18 protein-coding genes are annotated in these 18,193 nt (G+C 38.8%); 2 read left to right on the top strand and 16 right to left on the bottom strand.

Going from position 1 to position 18,193, the window contains the following annotated elements; genetic code table 11:
* Nucleotides 1-62: 62 nt before the first annotated feature.
* The 4 genes from ACY3XC_RS14705 to ACY3XC_RS14690 all read right to left on the bottom strand — a co-directional run bounded on the left by ACY3XC_RS14705 (nt 63) and on the right by ACY3XC_RS14690 (nt 3,501).
* Nucleotides 63-311 carry a biotin/lipoyl attachment domain-containing protein gene (locus tag ACY3XC_RS14705; RefSeq protein WP_179156253.1) on the bottom strand — a complete coding sequence of 83 codons (249 nt, stop codon included), beginning with the start codon at nt 309-311 and terminating at the stop codon, nt 63-65.
* 22 nt (nt 312-333) lie between these two features.
* Entirely contained in the window at nt 334-624 is a 291-nt protein-coding gene (locus ACY3XC_RS14700; protein ID WP_464869218.1) for an SAV0927 family protein, read from the bottom strand.
* Nucleotides 625-652: 28 nt separating this feature from the next.
* Nucleotides 653-1,942, bottom strand: coding sequence for a Glu/Leu/Phe/Val family dehydrogenase (locus tag ACY3XC_RS14695; RefSeq protein WP_464869217.1), 1,290 nt, complete (start codon nt 1,940-1,942; stop codon nt 653-655).
* Nucleotides 1,943-2,154: 212 nt separating this feature from the next.
* Entirely contained in the window at nt 2,155-3,501 is a 1,347-nt protein-coding gene (locus ACY3XC_RS14690) for an APC family permease (protein ID WP_368737734.1), read from the bottom strand.
* A 436-nt stretch (nt 3,502-3,937) separates the two neighbouring features.
* Here ACY3XC_RS14690 and speB point away from each other — a divergent pair, with 436 nt between their 5' ends.
* The gene (speB, locus tag ACY3XC_RS14685; RefSeq protein WP_464869216.1) at nt 3,938-4,867 is read left to right on the top strand and encodes an agmatinase; all 930 of its coding nucleotides are present in this window, start codon (nt 3,938-3,940) and stop codon (nt 4,865-4,867) included.
* A gap of 73 nt (nt 4,868-4,940) precedes the next feature.
* On the opposite strand, the gene ACY3XC_RS14680 is transcribed toward speB, so the two are convergent.
* Complete coding sequence (locus tag ACY3XC_RS14680; protein WP_179156257.1) at nt 4,941-5,540, bottom strand: cell wall hydrolase; 600 nt, start codon at nt 5,538-5,540, stop codon at nt 4,941-4,943.
* Nucleotides 5,541-5,894: 354 nt separating this feature from the next.
* On the opposite strand from ACY3XC_RS14680, the gene ACY3XC_RS14675 reads away from it, so the two are divergent.
* Nucleotides 5,895-6,341, top strand: a complete 447-nt coding sequence (locus ACY3XC_RS14675) for a Dps family protein (protein WP_464869215.1) — start codon at nt 5,895-5,897, stop codon at nt 6,339-6,341.
* Nucleotides 6,342-6,385: 44 nt separating this feature from the next.
* On the opposite strand, the gene ACY3XC_RS14670 is transcribed toward ACY3XC_RS14675, so the two are convergent.
* From ACY3XC_RS14670 to araA, 11 genes are all read right to left on the bottom strand, one after another.
* Complete coding sequence (locus ACY3XC_RS14670; protein WP_464869214.1) at nt 6,386-6,796, bottom strand: disulfide oxidoreductase; 411 nt, start codon at nt 6,794-6,796, stop codon at nt 6,386-6,388.
* Nucleotides 6,789-7,511 carry a DsbA family protein gene (locus ACY3XC_RS14665; protein WP_464869213.1) on the bottom strand — a complete coding sequence of 241 codons (723 nt, stop codon included), beginning with the start codon at nt 7,509-7,511 and terminating at the stop codon, nt 6,789-6,791. The genes ACY3XC_RS14670 and ACY3XC_RS14665 overlap by 8 nt, the downstream gene beginning before the upstream one ends.
* A gap of 138 nt (nt 7,512-7,649) precedes the next feature.
* Entirely contained in the window at nt 7,650-8,591 is a 942-nt protein-coding gene (locus ACY3XC_RS14660) for a family 43 glycosylhydrolase (RefSeq protein ID WP_464869212.1), read from the bottom strand.
* 20 nt (nt 8,592-8,611) lie between these two features.
* Nucleotides 8,612-9,988, bottom strand: coding sequence for an MATE family efflux transporter (locus ACY3XC_RS14655; protein ID WP_464869211.1), 1,377 nt, complete (start codon nt 9,986-9,988; stop codon nt 8,612-8,614).
* Nucleotides 9,989-10,089: 101 nt separating this feature from the next.
* Complete coding sequence (locus ACY3XC_RS14650; RefSeq protein WP_464869210.1) at nt 10,090-11,055, bottom strand: glycoside hydrolase family 43 protein; 966 nt, start codon at nt 11,053-11,055, stop codon at nt 10,090-10,092.
* 33 nt (nt 11,056-11,088) lie between these two features.
* The gene (locus tag ACY3XC_RS14645; protein WP_464869209.1) at nt 11,089-12,039 is read right to left on the bottom strand and encodes a glycoside hydrolase family 43 protein; all 951 of its coding nucleotides are present in this window, start codon (nt 12,037-12,039) and stop codon (nt 11,089-11,091) included.
* Nucleotides 12,040-12,067: 28 nt separating this feature from the next.
* A complete protein-coding gene (locus ACY3XC_RS14640; RefSeq protein WP_464869208.1) occupies nt 12,068-13,117 on the bottom strand; it encodes an aldose epimerase family protein in 1,050 nt (349 codons plus the stop codon).
* A gap of 104 nt (nt 13,118-13,221) precedes the next feature.
* Complete coding sequence (gene arfA, locus ACY3XC_RS14635) at nt 13,222-14,736, bottom strand: arabinosylfuranosidase ArfA (RefSeq protein WP_464869259.1); 1,515 nt, start codon at nt 14,734-14,736, stop codon at nt 13,222-13,224.
* A gap of 17 nt (nt 14,737-14,753) precedes the next feature.
* Entirely contained in the window at nt 14,754-15,026 is a 273-nt protein-coding gene (locus tag ACY3XC_RS14630; protein WP_464869207.1) for a DUF6171 family protein, read from the bottom strand.
* A 17-nt stretch (nt 15,027-15,043) separates the two neighbouring features.
* Nucleotides 15,044-16,531 carry an alpha-N-arabinofuranosidase gene (locus ACY3XC_RS14625; protein ID WP_464869206.1) on the bottom strand — a complete coding sequence of 496 codons (1,488 nt, stop codon included), beginning with the start codon at nt 16,529-16,531 and terminating at the stop codon, nt 15,044-15,046.
* A 100-nt stretch (nt 16,532-16,631) separates the two neighbouring features.
* Nucleotides 16,632-18,116, bottom strand: a complete 1,485-nt coding sequence (gene araA / locus ACY3XC_RS14620; protein WP_464869205.1) for an L-arabinose isomerase — start codon at nt 18,114-18,116, stop codon at nt 16,632-16,634.
* Nucleotides 18,117-18,193: the final 77 nt, after the last annotated feature.

Below are 18,193 nucleotides of genomic sequence, written 5' to 3'. Positions count from 1 at the left end.
CACTATTTTGAATTTTTTAAATAGAAAAAAGAAGATGCGGTATCCATCTTCTTTCTCGGCATTTACTCACTGCCCGTTACAAATAAATCTTCTTTTATAAAGGCAAGGACCATTCCTGGAATAACATAGTCCCCTTCCTGAACTTCAAGTGATTCGACCTCACCACTTAAACCCATTTGAATCATTTGAACCTTACCTTCAACCGTTTTAATTTGAAATAATGGTTCCCATTCATATATTCGTGTTTCACTTTGGATTGAAACTTTTTCAACAACCCCATGGCATGGACTAAGTACCACTCCAAAATACATCGTATCACTCCCCTAAATTATTCTAGTATTGTTCCTGAAAGGGCCCTGATTGTAATACTAGGCCGAAAAAATCTTGAAATTCTGCAATATCCTCTTCTTCGATTCCTAGACGATCAGCCCAATAATGTGGAGCATAGGTGTCCTCTTGGCAGAGTAAAACCATATTCCCCGTTTGTATCGAAGTGACCATCGCTTTACCATAGAAATGATTCGAGTGACCAATGGTCAAGTCGTAGCGGTGATTATTTGATATGAGACAAAAGTAATGCAGGAGCTGCTGATCTTTTTGTTCTGAAAGAATATCAAGCTTCATTTCCTTGTCCTCCTTTACGTTGGGTATTTTAATATTTCAACCAGCCTCTTAGCCTAGAGGTTTCTGCCAGCTTTTTAATTCCCTCAATATAGGCAGCAATTTTCATATTCACTCCATATTTTTCAGCGGTGTTATACACATTCTTAAAGCTTTCTGTTATTTTTCCCTTTAATCGAGTGTCCACCGTTTCCTCTGTCCAATAATAGCCTTGGTTGTTTTGGCACCACTCAAAGTAGGAAACAATTACACCACCAGAATTTGCAAGTATGTCAGGGACAACAAGAATTTCGCGCTTATCCAAAATTTTCAGAGCCTCTTTGGTTGTAGGTCCATTCGCTGCTTCAATCACAATATTGCAATTAAGCTTGCTCGCGTTTTGTTTGTTGATTACGCCTGAAATGGCGGCTGGAATCAGGATATCACATTCTTTTTCCAACAGTTCTTGATTGCTGATACTGTTAGCAGGGCGATTGGTTATGATACCGAAAGAGTCTCTATTTTCTAAAAGATAGGGGATATCCAAGCCATTTTCGTCATATAGACCACCAAGTGCATCCCCAATTCCAATTACCTTTGCCCCTAAATCATATAAATACTGAGCCAAGTAACTGCCTACATTTCCAAAGCCTTGAATAATAACCCGCATATCCGTTATAGGAATGCTCTTCAATTCGCATACCATTTGAAGCGTATATAATACACCTTTTGAAGTAGCCGTCTCCCTGCCCTTTGATCCCCCCAAAGCGATTGGTTTCCCGGTAATAAAACCTGGCGAATCAAATTCACGAATATGGTCATACTCATCGAGCATCCATGCCATTATTTGCGAATTGGTGTACATATCAGGTGCCGGTATATCTTTCGTCGGTCCGACCAGTTGGCTGACTGCTCTTACATACCCCCTGCTTAATCTCTCTAATTCATCTAGACTCATATTGCGTGGATCACAGACAATCCCGCCTTTTGCCCCGCCATATGGAAGGTCGGTGATTCCGCATTTTAAACTCATCCAGCCAGCCAGCGCCTTTACCTCTTCCGGTGTAACATCTGGATGGAAGCGAATACCTCCCTTTGTCGGTCCTGCAGCATCATTATGCTGTGCCCGGTAGCCCTGGAAAATCTCTGTTTGTCCGTTATCCATACGAATAGGTATACTCACTTCCAAAAATCTCATTGGCCTCTTTAAGAATTCAAAGACTTGCGGAGGATAGTTCAGTATGTCAACTGCTTCCCTAAGAATTTCCTGAAACTCAATAAGTGAATTATCCTTTTCCTTTACACCCTCATTCTTTTTCAAAACTAAAGATTCGATAGCCATCCTAACACCTCATTTTTTATTGTTATTAATCTAATTAGCAAGTTCCGTGCCAAATGAAGAATATCCACTATTCCAAAGCTTTACTTATCGTTTTTCTAGTGAAATAAAATGAATACTATGAAAAAATGACTGTATTATTCAAATTTGCATAGATAATAAAAATAAAAAAATACGCATTCCTGTGAGGTGGAATGCGCATTTTTACCGTTTACTTATACTTCAGCTTCTTCTGCTTTATATTGAGGTGGTGCTACTCTGAAGGCTTTTGTTAGAAATACAAGGTAAACAAGTCCGATGAGAAACCAGCCGACACCCATGATTAAAGAACTAAGTTCAAGATTGATCCAAAGGACTCCAACTAATCCGGCTCCAATTAGCGGCATGATAACATAATCAAAAAATCCCTTTGGAGTCCGGTGCATTTTTTCACGGACAGCGAAATGACTAACCACCGAAAGATTAACAAACGTAAAGGCCATTAAAGCTCCGAAATTAATCAGTGAAGTGGCAGTTACTAAATCAAAGAACCAGGCTGATAATGAAATCACTCCGACGATTAAAACGTTTATTGCAGGTGTTCTCCATTTTGGATGTACGTATCCAAACCATTTTTCTGGGAATACTTTATCGCGTCCCATAACATACAAGAGACGGGAAACACTTGCGTGAGAGGCAAGTCCTGACGCGAGTGTGTTCACAAAGGTTGTACATAAGAAAATCGACTGAAACAGCTTCCCGCCAACATAAAGGGCAATTTCAGGTAAAGCTGCCTCCGAATCAATGAATCTCGAATTATCTGGAAAAAATGACTGGATAAAAAATGAGGTGGAGATAAAAATTACCCCTCCCCATAAAGCTGTAAGTAGAATTGCTTTTGGGATTGTTTTTTCAGGATTTGGCGTTTCTTCTGATAATGTCGTAACAGCATCAAAGCCAAGGAATGAAAAGCAGAGTATTGTCGCTCCTGTTATCAGGATTGGGATGTTCATACCTTCAACAAAAAACGGCTGCATGCTGAAAACAGTTCCCGTTCCTTCTCCTGCATTTAGCCCTTTAATAACTAGGATGATAAAGACAACCATGATCAGTATTTGTATAAGAACAAAAAGTGTATTGAAATTTGCCAGAACATTAACACTTCGTAAATTTAAAACGGTTACAATGCCAACAAATACTAATACCCAAATAAAATCTGGAACGGACGGAAACAAAGCATTTAAGTAAAGTTTGGTTAACAGCGCATTTACCATTGGCAAAAATAAATAATCGAGTAAGGATGACCAGCCAACGAGAAAACCGAGATGCCGATTCATCGCTTTTTGGGTATAGGTATAGGCTGACCCTGCCTGAGGGAAAACCCTTACTAGCTTCCCGTAGCTAACCGCAGTGAAAAGCATGCCAACCAAGGCAATAACATAAGCGGCAGGTACATGCCCGTTTGTTTCACCAGAAACAATTCCAAATGTATCAAATACTACCATGGGTGTCATATACGCTAAACCCATAATGACAACCTGCCATAGCTTTAACGATCTTTTCAACTTTACGCCATTTTCCACATATCATTCCCCCTCTTAAATTAAAGCGTTTTCATTCCGATGTTACCCCTTTGCCTGCTGTAAATTTTTTATTCCCCCTCCACTTTCTAAATTCACTAAGTATCTATGCAAGTTATATGCCAAAGTTAAATTTCATGAACATACCGTTGTGTTTATCCGTTTTTTTAAATTAATGGGTTATAATGAACAAATAATAGAAGGTTTTAAATTTTAAGAATTATTCAACTATGCATACATTATTCCATATTAAATAACCACTTGTCACTATGGAATGGACATATATATTCGTTACCGGTTTCTCCAAAGATGTTGCCACAGAGGCACGAATAACTCCTATTCGTTACCGTTTTCGTTAAAACTGTCTCTACATGAGCACGATTCGATCATGGCACAAAAATTGCATCATAAAAATGAAAATAGGAAATGAGGGAAATCGATGCAATATCCTTTAACACCGGATGTTAAACCAGAGTTTTGTACCACAGGGACCTTTATGAGGTTACCATCAAACAGAGAAAATGCTAAATTAGCGATTGTCGGTTTGCCGTTTGATACAGCGGCTTCCTTCCGAGTTGGGGCACGCTTTGCACCTCAAGCAATACGTCAGGCTTCAATGACGTTATTCCCCTACCATCCTATTCATAAGGTGTATCCATTTGATGCATGCAACGCCATTGATATTGGTGACGTATCGGTTATTCCTCATAATATCCATCGAAGTTATGAGTTAATGGAAAAAGCAGTGATGGAGTTAATGGAGCAGGGGATTATCCCAATTGGACTAGGCGGCGACCACTCCGTTACATTAGCAAATCTTAGAGCTGCAGCCAAAATCCACGGACCTGTAGCATTGATTCATTTTGATTCACATACTGATACTTGGGATACTTATTATGAAGAAAAATATTGGCACGGCTCACCATTCATTCGTGCATATGAAGAAAATTTATTAATTCCAGATAAGGTTTTTCAGGTTGGTATTCGTGGAACCCTTAATCATCCTGGAGATATCGAGTCAAGCAGTGATTTAGGATATCATGTGATTACAACACCTGAATTAAAAGAACGTGGTTTTGAAAATGTTGTGAGGGAAATGAAAGAAAAAATTGGAGATACACCATGTTTCCTCAGTTTTGATATCGATTTTGTTGATCCATCCTGTGCACCAGGAACAGGAACGCTTGAGGTAGGCGGGTTAAACAGCTTTGAAACCTTACAAATCATACGTTCCCTGACAGATTTTAATTTTATTGGTTTCGATTTAGTTGAGGTACTACCGCCATACGACCCAACCCAGATAACCTCATTACTCGCTGCCACCATTATTCATGACTTTGCAAGCCTTGTTGCACTAAAATTAAAATAAGAACGTAAATAAATTTAAAAAAGCAGTGGTACACTATATTCAGTGTCCACTGCTTTTTGTATGAAGAGTATTTTTATTTTGCAAAACGGTGATTTCCGATTGTTACTGTTACTTCACGTGAAAAGATCCATTGGCTAGATGCGGTTTTTGGATTGTAGAAAAATAGAGAGCCATTTCCTTTTCCTTGGAAAGCAAGTGCTTCATTAACAGCCTTTTTGGAAGCTGCGTCAGCTGGTTGATTGATCTGTCCGTTTTGAACTGGCGTGAATGCATAGTGTCCATTAGAAATTTGATAGATAACTTCTCTTACTGAATTAGGGAAATCAGGGCTAGCCACACGATTTAAGATAACAGTAGCAACCGCAACTTTCCCAGCATAAGGTTCCCCTACTGCTTCTGCTCGCACAAGGCGCGCCATTAACTCTTTATCAGCTGCTGAAATAGTAGCATTTGGGATTACTAGATTTGAACCAGCATATAATAGAGAACTAGATGCATTATTTGCCTTCATTAAGCTTGTAACGGGTACTCCATACTTTGTTGCAATCTTCCAATAGGTTTCACCGTATTGTACTTTATGATTTGTAGCAGCTTCTGATTTAGTAACACCTGTAAATGCTGACAATGAAAAGATTAATCCCGTTGCAATGACAAGTTTTTTTAATTTATTCATGTTTTGTAGCCTCCTCGTTTTTCGTTTCTCTACAAATAAGGCTATCAGTTGTAACATACTTATTCATTACCCAATAAATCCCATCCTTAAATTAGTATAAAGGGCGCCCGCTATGAAAGCCTTTATCTATTATTTGGAAGAATAATCCATTAACATAAAACTTCCTCTATCATTCCAAAGGTGGATAATTAAGGTAAGAATATTACATTCTATTGCACCTTTATTGCATGAAATCTCATTGTAACAAAGATAATCTTCACTAAATTGACATAATATCCCTCAATTTGGTACAGGATTCTATCTGAATCTTAGGTAATAATATAATAGAAGACGAAAATGATGGAGGGTTCATACGTGGAAAATCAGTTAGTCAGCGTACTTAACAAACAAATAGCAAATTGGTCAGTATTGTATATCAAGTTACATAATTATCACTGGTATGTGAAGGGCGGACAATTTTTCACCTTACATGCAAAATTTGAGGAATTCTATAATGAGGCTGGACTGCATGTCGATGAGTTAGCAGAACGTTTACTAGCAATTGGCGGCAGACCTGTAGCAACTATGAAAGAGTGCCTTGAACTATCTTCTGTAAAAGAAGCAAATGGAAATGAAAGTGCTGAGGAAATGGTTCAAACCATTATCAATGACTTCTCTATTATCATTGGGGAATTAAAAGAAGGCATGAGCTTTGCTGGAGAAAAGGATGATGAAACAACAAGGGATATGCTGCTTGCTATTCATTCTGGTTTAGAAAAACACGTTTGGATGCTAACAGCATTTCTCGGAAAATCGATCTAAATTTTTCTAAAAAAATAAGACTCAGCAGCTGCTGAGTCTTATTTCTATTCTCCCTTATTGCCGCGTGCAATCGATACTAAGCAAATCGTAATAATCGTGAATGCCGTAAATGCCAAGATTGGAATGGTGATAAACCCAAGCCAATTAATATAATCTTTCGAGCAAGGCACACCGCTTTTACACATTTCAAACTGCTGCAAATAAGGAATCTTCTGCAATGCAGTATGGTAACCTGAAATAAGCATCCCGATGATGGATAGTGGAATCGTGTATTTCACAATTCCAGTATCGTTCCGATAAAAAGCCACGCCCAAAATAATAGCTAGTGGATACATAAATATCCTCTGATACCAGCATAGTGTACATGGAATGTAGAGAAGGACTTCACTAAAATACAAACTTCCAATGGTTGCTATTAAGGCTGCAACCCATGCAAGAAGTAGAGGTTTATTCATTTCCTTTCTCCTTCGCCGCTTCCTCCACTAATTCATTTAAATCGTCCATTGTTTGTCCATCAAATCGCTTTCCATTAACAAAAATAGTCGGAGTTCCTGCTACACCTAATTTTCCACCAAGAGCCTCATCTTTTTCCCATGCTTCCTCTGGGGCTTTCGTATCAAAATAGGCAGCTACCTTTTTAACTTCTTCCTCACTAGCTATTTCTTGTAGCGTCTCGGTAAGGAAATCCTCTGTAAATACATCTATGGTTTCATAACGTGTGTCTTCGGGCTGCTTATCGTAAATAAGTTCATGAAACTCCCAAAATTTATCATTACCCAGCTCATGATAAACTGCTTCTGAAAATTTCGCAGTTCGCTCGGAATCAACATTGATAAATGGATAATGAAAATAATAGAATTTCGCTTTTCCAGTATCAACGAATTCCTTTACAATCAGTGGAACAGTGGTGTCAGCAAAATCTTTACAATTCGGGCATTTGTAATCACCAAATTCTACAATTGAGACAGGTGCAGCTTCTTCACCAAGAAAGGGTTGATTTGCATAATCAATCTCTTCTTTAGCAGGCTCATCGGATTTTTGGTTATTAGCTAGAAAGATAAATCCAATAATACTGATTGCAATTAATCCAATGATCCAAAACACAAATTTTGATGATGAGGAGGACGGTTTCGCCGGTCCTTTTTTAGTATTTTTTTTTCGTTTGGCCATGTTCAAACTCCTTAGTATATTTTATTAGAGTTTATCACCTTTGAAAAATAAATGCATTTAACAAATTCCGCAAAAGAGAGCATACCCTATAGGCATGCTCTCCCTATCATATTTATATTATTTTTAAAACAGCAGGCTCTATAGATGTGGCCATCCTTCATTATCCCAATACAAGGGTCTAATTTGCAAAGTAGGCTTCCCTTTTTTCAAAGAATCATAGGCATGATTAACGAGAATAGAAGAGTTGTCGGAAGAATAAATGGCACAGTGTCCAGGGCCAATCCAGCGATCATCTCCTGCATCGATTAACGATCCGCCGCCATCCATCATTGAAATTCCATTTTTATCTGTATAAGGGCCGGTAATATTCTCTGACCTTCCTACGACGATTTTATAGGTACTCTCTACTCCTCGGCAGCAAAAATCAAAGGATACCAACTGATAATAAAAACCGTTTCGGTACACGATAAAAGGAGCTTCAATCGTATTAGGCTGTTCGGTTCTGCTTGAAATCGAAAGCAGTTCCGCACCTTCTGCTATTTTCATCGTCACAGGATCTAATTGAATTAGCTTTATTCCAGACCAGAAGGATCCGAAATTTAACCATGGCTGCCCTTCTTGATCAAAAATTAAATTCGCGTCAATAGCGTTGTAATTATCAGCTTCTGTTGAATGGATAACATGCCCCCTGTCCTTCCACTCATATTCAGGATTTTCAGGGTTAAGCGTTGTATTCGTCACTAAACCTATTGCTGAAGTATTTCTCCCGAATGTAGATACAGAGTAATAGACATAATAAATGCCATTATGATAGTAGATATCTGGCGCCCAAATACTTTCCTCTTCCTTCTCGGGTACATACTCTTTGCTCCACTCTGGTAGAGAAGTAAATATTGGACCTTCCTGCTTCCAATTAGCACCATCTTCTGATGATTTTATTTGGATTCCATTTCCTGTGTGAAATACATACCAGCGCGAACCCTCTTTCGCCAGCACAGGGTCATGCGCCCATAAATCTCCCTTAAGGTCCCAATTCATTTCGTAAAAATTAATATTGTCATAGCCTTGATTATTATTCATATTCATTCCCCTCTCATTATCTATGAGCTAATCGGTATTCTTTGTTTTTTATGAACAAGTACTTTGTTCTCCCAAGCCCTGCTTTTCCATCTATAGTACATAATGATTCCTCGAAGCCATTCATCAGTGATAAATGCAATCCAAACCCCTGCTAAACCTAATCCATAATGAATCCCTAGGAAATAGGATAATGGTACAGCGATTCCCCACATTGACAGGACACCCATTTTTACAGTGAAAACAGCATCACCTGTTGCTCGCAGTGAGTTAATTACGACTAAATTAAATGTCCTCCCTGGCTCAAGAATTAAACATAGTAGTAAAAGAGTACTGCCCGTTTTAATAATTTCTTTATTATCGGTAAATAGACTCATGATATTTACTCGGAAGATTGAAACAAAGATAGCAATAAATATGGTGATAATAAAACTAACCTTTAGACTCTTTAATAATTGACGATAGGCTGCTTCGAAATCACCAGCTCCAACCTTGTATGCTATTAAAATCTGTGTCCCCTGCCCAAATGCTAGACCAAACAGCATGATAAAAGACATAACATTCCAGGTATAAACACGTGTAGATAATGCTGCTGCACCCAGCATCGCAATTACCGCTGTCATCGCCATTTGACTGGTATTGTAACTTAACTGTTCACCTGCAGACGGTGCGCCAATTTTCATGATTTTTTTAATATGAGTTAGATTGAAATCCAAATAATCCTGTATTTCAATTCTTATTGGGAGTCTCTTATACATAAAAACAAAAGCAATAACCAGTGCCGCTGCCCTGCTAATAGCAGTAGACAGTGCTACGCCTTTTACACCCATTTCTGGGAAACCAAATAATCCATAAATCACCAATGCATTTCCCGCTAAATGGATAATGTTCATCATAACAGATACAAACATTGCTTCCCTTGAAAATCCATTTGCTCTCAGAATGGCTGAAACCGTTACTAAAACAGATTGCAAAAACAATGTTCCGCCAACGATGGAAAGATACTCAAATCCTATTCCAGCAATGTCGTCTTCAAGATGAAATATCCCTAAAAGCGGCCCTTTGAAAATCACCAGCAGCAGACTCACTACTAAACCAATACCCAGATTGATGGATATTGAAATGGCAGAGGCTTGCTTAGCCTCCACTCTCATACCTGCTCCTAAATATTGTGAAATTAGGACAGCCGTCCCCGATGCTGTAAAGTTAAATAGGATAATGGCAAAAAAGACAAGTTGATTTGCTACTCCTATTGCAGCCACTACCTCATCAGAAATATGAGAAAGCATAATGACATCCGTGCTTCCCATAATGGTTTGCAGAAACAATTCTATGAATATTGGCCATGTAATACCACGTAAAGTTAATCGCCTGTCTTCTTGCTCTTTTAAACTTTGCATAGCTTTGCCCACCTTAAAAATTACAGAAAAAGATTCATATCAATATAGCTGATATGAACCTATTTTCTTCTAAATTATCTATTCATTTTTTCACAAAATTATCATTCAGGTGTACCAAAGCTAGGCGTTCCATTTGGATTCCATGCAAACTCTTTGGCACAGGTGTGGCGATTTGGATCATACAACGGGTCGCCGACAATCTCTGTATAATTTCTAACATGGTAGACAAGTATATCTTTACTGCCATCTTCAGAGACAGTGAAGCTATTATGTCCTGGACCATATTGGCCAGTTTCATAGCATGTTTTGAAAACAGGTTCTTTCGATTTGGTCCAAGAATTCGGATCCATTACGTCACTATTCTCATCTGCAGCCAACAGCCCCATTGCATAATTCTCATCGGTTGCACTTCCGGAGAAGGAAATGAAAATTTTGCCGTTTCTTTTCAAGACAGCCGGTCCTTCATTTACCCAGAATCCAATCGTTTCCCAGTCAAATTCCGGTTTCGCAATCATGACTTGTGGCCCTTTAATCGTCCATGGATTCTCTAAGGGTGCTATATAAAGATTGGAGTTACCTTTTATATTAGGGTCTTTTTGAGCCCAGACAAGGTACTGCTGACCTTTATGCTCAAACGAAGTAGCATCAAGAGCAAAGGAATCCCAATCTGTGTTAATTTGTCCTTTTTCACCCCAATTACCTTCTAGTGGATTAGCAGAATGATTTTCAATCACAAACATCCGGTGCTGAAAAAGACCGTCGATAATTTCCTTTGATGGTGCAGCAGCGAAATAAATGTACCAGCTTCCATTGATATAATGTATTTCTGGTGCCCATATCAGTGAGCTCATCGGACCTGTTTCATGCTTTTTCCAGACCATAACAGGCTCGGCCTCTGCTATCCCTTTAATTGTTTTAGAGCGCCTTACTTCGATTCCATCATATTCAGGCACAGAAGCTGTAAAGTAGTAATAACCATCTGTATGTTTATAAACCCATGGATCTGCTCGCTGCTCAATAATCAAATCTTTTGCTGTTTTAGCTTGATCTTTCGTTACAGAAACCATATAAATCTCCTTTCAAATCCTGATGCCAGCACTTTATTTTGTGTCTGGTACAGGTACACCAAAATTTGGGGTTCCATCTTCATACCAAGTGAACACTTGTGCACGAGTATGACGGTTTGGATCCCATAATGGGTCACCAACAATTTCACGATAGTTACGTGCATGGTAGATGATAATATCTTCGCTTCCATCTTCAGATACTGTAAAGCTGTTATGACCTGGACCATATTGGCTATTTTCTACATTTGTTTTAAATACAGGTTCCTCTGTTTTCAACCATGAAGCAGGATCTAATAAATCACTGTTTTCATCCGCTTGTAATAGCCCCATACAATAGTTGTAATCTGTTGCACTGGCTGAATAGGAAATAAAAATTTTACCATTTCTTTTCAAAACAGCTGCACCTTCATTGACTAAAAAACCAATGGTTTCCCAGTCATATTCAGGTGTAGTGATCATTACCTGAGGTCCTTTAATGGTCCATGGATTGACCATTCTAGCGATGTAAAGGTTAGAATTCCCTTCAATCTTTGGATCTCTTTGAGCCCAGACATAGTACCTTTGGCCTTTATGTTCGAAAGTGGTGGCATCAAGAGAAAAAGATTCCCACTCTGTTTTTACCTGCCCCTTTTCGACCCAATTACCTTCTAATGGATTGGCAGAGTCATTCTCAATGACAAACATACGATGGTCAAAAATCGCATCTTTTCTTGCAGCAGCGTAATAGATGTACCATTTGCCATCAATATAATGAATTTCAGGTGCCCAAATATTTGCACTCATTGGACCGTTCTCGTGTTTTTTCCATGCAACTACAGGTTCTGCACTTTCCAAGCCCTGGATCGTTCCAGACCGTCTAACTTCGATTCTGTCATACTCAGGAACAGACGCCGTGAAATAGTAATAACCATCCGTATGTTTATATACCCATGGATCTGCTCGCTGCTCGACAATCGGATTATTTAAAGTTTCTACCTTTTGCATTCTATATCACCTTTCTTTTTAAGAGAGTTCACACTTCGATTCCGAACTTATAGATTGTTTTAGATGAATACTCTTCTTCCTTTTCTAAAATCCAAGAAGGAAACTGTTGATGGTGGATTGCATCCGGAAGTCCCTGTGTTTCTAGACATATCCCCAAATATTTCCTGGAAGGTACTCCGGAAATTAAGCCTTCTGATTTCATCTGATTACCTGAATAAACGACAACGCCAACCTCATCTGTTTCAATCGTCAATGTACGTCCGCTCTCTGAATCCTTCAGAACAATTTCATTATTATGCTGTGTATTTAATAGAAATGGGTGATCGTACCCTTCACTTGCAAGCTTGTTTTGCGGATGTTCCGAGATAACACCTGTCTGGATTATTCTTTCAGATGTAAAATCAAATGCTGTCCCTTTTACATCAAGCATTTCTCCAGTTGGAAGGAGTTCGTCATTTAGTTCAAGGAACTTATCACTTTTAATCATTAAAGAATGGTTTAAGATATCCCTTTTTAAATCCCCGCTTAAATTGAAATAAGAATGATTGGTCATGTTTAACAAAGTTTTCTCGTCTGAAATGCCGGAATAATGAATAGAAAATTCATTTTTATTGTTTAACGTATATGTAACAGAAACCTTTAGGTTACCAGGATAGCCTTCTTCACCATTTGGGCTCAAATAGGTGAAACGAACAGCTGCTTCTTGTTCACTTTCAATTATTTCAGCATCCCAAATCACTTGGTTAAAGCCTTTTATTCCGCCATGAAGATGGTTTTTATTTTCATTTTGAGCAAGGGAATAGGTATGACCATTCAGTTCAAAAGATCCGCCTTTTATTCTTCCTGCTACACGCCCAATTGCAGCACCTAAGAAATATGAATCCTTTTCATATTCATTTAGTGTGTCATATCCAACAACAATGTTTTCAAAGTTACCTTCTTTATCCGGGGTAATGATTTTGGTGATAATACAGCCGTAGTTAATACAGCCAATTTCAACCCCATGATTATTTATCAAATTAAATAAAAAAACGGTTTGGTTATCTTTACTTCCAAACTCTTCTTTTACTACCTTCATATTCGTCCTGCCTTTCATCCCCGTTAGGAAAAGATTAAGTAAAATGATTCCATACCTTCTCCATCATGAAACTGTTGAAGAGAAGGTATGGAAATCATTCAATATTACTTTCGCTTTGCTAAGCGAATTACATTCCAAGATAACTTTGGCAGTACAGCAGTTACTCCGCCATTCTCTGTTTTAGCATTACCATTTGAATGAGGTGCTACTGGAGTTCCTTGGGCTGAATTGGTTTGCTTTACGTTTCCGTCATTTTCAAGAACAATATGTTCTACTACTTCATATCCCTCGAAATTACGAATGTCCACTGCTAATTCTAAGCCTTCTTCAAGGTGGCGGTTAACCGCAAAGATGGTTAACTGTTCATTTTCTTCATTATAAACGGCTGTTGACTCTAAATATGGAACATCTGTAAAGTCCTTACTATCATACTTAGGACTTGAGATGATGGGATTTAGCGAAACCCCTCTACCATAAACAGAAGTATGCATATATGGATAGAAAATCGTTTGCTTCCATGCAGGCCCGTTATTTTCAGTCATAATTGGTGCAATAACATTTACCAATTGAGCAAGACAAGCGATTTTTAATCGATCGGCATGCTTTAACATCGTGATAAGCATACAACCTACTAATAATGCATCTTCGAAATTATAAATATCTTCAAGTTGTGGAGGTGCAATACTCCAAGGCTCAATTTGCTTATCTGCTTCATTGCTATGGTACCAAACATTCCATTCATCAAAGGCAAGGTTAATTTTCTTTTTTCCACGTTTTTTTGCTTTAATGTAGTCAGCAATTGAAATAACTGAACGAATAAAATCATCCATTTCAAGGGATAGTGCTAAATAATTTGAGATATCATTATCGCGGTTACCATAATATTGATGAAGGGAAATAAATTCAACATGGTCATAAGTATGATCAAGAACGGTTGCTTCCCAATCTGCAAATGTCGGCATGTTTCGGTGTGAACTTCCGCATGCAACAAGCTCGATAGTTGGATCCACCCACTTCATTGCTTTTGCGGTTTCCTGAGCTAGACGCCCATATTCAGCTGCAGTTTTATGTCCGATTTGCCATGGACCATCCATTTCGTTCCCCAGACACCAAGTCTTAATTTTATATGGATCTTTTACCCCATGAGAGATACGTAAATCACTGTAGTAGGAACCGCCTGGATGGTTGCAATACTCTACTAGGTTTCTAGCAGCGTCAATGCCCCGAGTTCCTAGGTTTACTGCCATGTTTACATCGGCGTTAACCAGCTGAGCCCACTTCATAAACTCGTTTGTACCCATTTCGTTTGTTTCCGTTGTACGCCATGCTAGATCTAAACGGCGTGGACGACTTTCAACTGGTCCTACACCATCTTCCCAGTTATAACCTGAAACAAAGTTTCCACCAGGATAACGTACAAGCGGAACTTGAAGTTCTTTTACCATTTCAATGACATCTTGGCGGAATCCATTTTCATCTGCCTGAGGGTGTCCTGGTTCATAAATACCGCCATAAACTGCCCGTCCTAAATGTTCAATAAAAGAACCATATATACGATTATCAATTTCAGAGACTTTAAAATCCTTTTCTAAAATCATCTTAGCTTTGTTTGTCGCCATCATCACTATTCCTTTCTCTAGCTAACCTTTTCCCACTTCGGATTCCCTGCCAACGGGCATGCTTTATTTTTAAATTTTGCCCGATAGCGGACAATGGAACCGCTATGCGCACAAGTGGTCCCGTATTGCAGGGAAGGGCATGAAGTACAACACTTTAATCTGGCTTCGTAGACATCTTCGGACACAATAATAGACAAATCTTCCTCAGTTTCTTTCACAAGTTCCTGGATGACCTCTTCCGTTACCATTACACTTTCTGTGCAGCCTTTACATAGACTCTTTTCAGTCACTTTTTTTCCGCCTTTTTCTATTCAATCACTAATGTAACAACTGACATAGCTGGGAGTTTGATTACTAATTTATTGTTTTCAACGGTAACTCCAGTAAACTCAGCTGGTTTAACAACATCTGGCTGTTCAAAGGTATTATGAGCATTCATACTATCTGCTGTAAGGATGGTTCCAGATACCTTTGAATCTACCGCACTTACACCACGCAGGTCTAAATCAATAAGTGCTTCATTTTTATGATCAATGTTACATAAGCTGATGTGAACTTTGCCTTCTGTATCTCTTGATGCTGAAACTGTTACTTGCGGCAGGACATCCCCATTGTTTTCATAAGTGCCAAATGTCGAATCTACAGCCAAAACCTCTGCATCCTGGTGTACTTTGTACATATCAAATACATGGTATGTTGGAGTTAAAATCATCTGCTCTCCTTCAGTAAGGATCATAGCCTGCAATACATTAACGGTTTGTGCAATATTCGTCATTTGAACGCGGACAGCATGATTGTGGAAGATATTAAAGTGTAAACCAGCTACTAAAGCGTCACGAATTGTATTTTGTTGATAGAGGAATCCTGGGTTCGTTCCTGGTTCTACATCAAACCATGTTCCCCATTCATCAATAATCATTCCAACACGTTTATCCGGATCATATTTATCCATAATCGTGCTGTGTTTCGTAATTAACTCATCCATATGTAGTGCCTTTTTCATCGTGATAAACCATTCATCTTCAGGGAAATCAACTGCAGACCCTTTTCCAAGCCAGAAATCTCCAGGAATGGTGTAATAGTGAAGGCTTAGGCCGTCCATTAGCCAGTGTGCATTTTTCATTAGCACTTCTGTCCAGTTATAGTCATCAACGTTTGCACCGCCAGCAATTTTATAAATCTTGTTGCCGCCATAATTTCTTACATAGGTTTGGTAACGTCGATAAAGGTCTGCATAATATTCAGGACGCATATTGCCGCCGCAGCCCCAGTTTTCGTTCCCTACTCCAAAATATTTTAATTTCCATGGTTCCTCTTTGCCATTTTCACGACGCCAATTTGCCATTGGAGATTCACCCTCAAATGTCATATATTCAACCCATTCAGACATTTCCTGAACAGTACCGCTTCCTACGTTTCCACAAATGTATGGCTCACACTCTAACAATTCACATAACAACATAAATTCATGTGTTCCAAAGTGATTGTTTTCTACAACTCCGCCCCAATGTGTATTAACCATACGCTTACGATTTTCCTTTGGACCAATGCCATCTTTCCAGTGGTACTCATCTGCAAAGCAGCCGCCTGGCCAGCGAAGAACAGGAACTTTAATATTCTTTAGTGCAGCAAGTACATCATTACGAATTCCTTTTGTGTTAGGAATAGAAGAATCTTCGCCAACCCAAATTCCTTCATAGATACATCTGCCAAGGTGTTCAGCAAAATGACCATAGATATTTTTATTGATTTTTCCTTTTGTAATATCCGCGTTTACAATTACATTATTTGACATAAAAAAACCTCCTGTTTCTAACATTTTTTAGTGTACCTTTATTAAACACTAGGGCTATTATTGCTAATAGCCCCTAATGATTGTTTATTTAAGTTTCGAATTAACGGTAAATAAGGTCGTTCCAGCGCAGTTCATTATTGAAGGCATGAGTGTTCGTATCGTTATTGATTACGACCATTTCAATACCTGTTAATTCAGCAAAGTCTCTTAATTGTTCAGTTGTTACTTTAGTGGAGTAACCAGTGTGGTGAGCTCCTCCAGCTTGAATCCAATTTTCAACGGCCTGGCTTAAGGATGGCTGTGTCTTCCATAAAACTCTTGCTACAGGAAGGTTTGGCATTTCTTTTTCTGGCTGTACAGCATCAACTTCATTCACAAGCAAACGGAAACGATGTCCAAGGTCGATAATTGATGCATTTAGTGCAGAGCCGCCTTTTCCATCAAATACAATTCTCGCAGGATCTTCTTTGCCGCCGATTCCAAGCGGATGAACCTCAATCTTAGGACGAGTTGCTGAAATAGTAGGACATACCTCAAGCATATGGGCACCCAGAACCAATTCATTCCCTGGCTCAAAATGATACGTGTAATCTTCCATAAAGGATGTCTCTTCGTTACCAGCAATAATTTTCATTAATCTAACTAATGCTGCTGTTTTCCAGTCACCTTCTCCAGCAAAGCCATAGCCTTGTTCCATTAAACGCTGAACAGCAAGTCCAGGCAGCTGACGCATACCATGTAAATCTTCAAAAGTTGTCGTAAAGGCTGTATAGTTTCCTTCTTTTAAGAAAGCTTTCATCCCTAGTTCAATTCTTGCTTGATAACGAATAGATTCTCTGACTGGACCTTCTGTAAGACCTTCAGGCACAATATCATAAAGCTCTTCATATTCAGCTAAAAGCTGACCTAATTCTTGATCAGTCACCTCATTCATTTTTTGAACTAAGTCACCAACACCATATCCATTAACAGTCCAGCCAAATTTAATTTGTGCCTCGACCTTGTCACCTTCTGTTACCGCTACCTGACGCATATTATCGCCAAATCTTGCTACTTTAAGGTTTTTGCTTTCTGCAAACGCTGCTGCTGTACGCATCCAGCTGCCAATACGCTCTCTTACTTCAGGATTTTCCCAGTGTCCAACCACTACCTTCCGCTTAACATTCATGCGGCTGTGGATAAAACCATGCTCACGGTCACCATGTGCAGATTGGTTTAAGTTCATGAAATCCATATCAATGGAATCCCATGGAATATCACGATTAAATTGAGTGGCTAAATGTAATAGTGGTTTTTGAAGTGCAGCTAAGCCTGCAATCCACATTTTTGATGGTGAGAATGTGTGCATCCATGTAATAAGACCTGCACAATTTTCATCTGCATTTGCTTCTAAAATCAATTTACGAATCGCATCGGAATCTTTTACAACGGATTTAAAAACTAGTTTATAAGGAACAGATGAGTCATCATCCAGACCATTCACAATCGTCTTTGAGTTTTCTTCAACTGCTCTTAGTACATCTTCTCCGTAAAGTAATTGACTTCCAGTAACAAACCAGTATTCATACGCTTTTGTAGTTAACAAGGTAAATCCCCCTTAGAATTGTTTGCGAATCATCTTAATAGTTTAGTAACATGCTTTTTAAGATGGACCATTTAAAG

This window comes from Bacillus sp. CZDM1 (assembly GCF_055502545.1).
The sequence above is the reverse complement of the archived record's forward strand: the minus strand, read 5'-3'. Positions and strand labels throughout refer to the sequence as shown.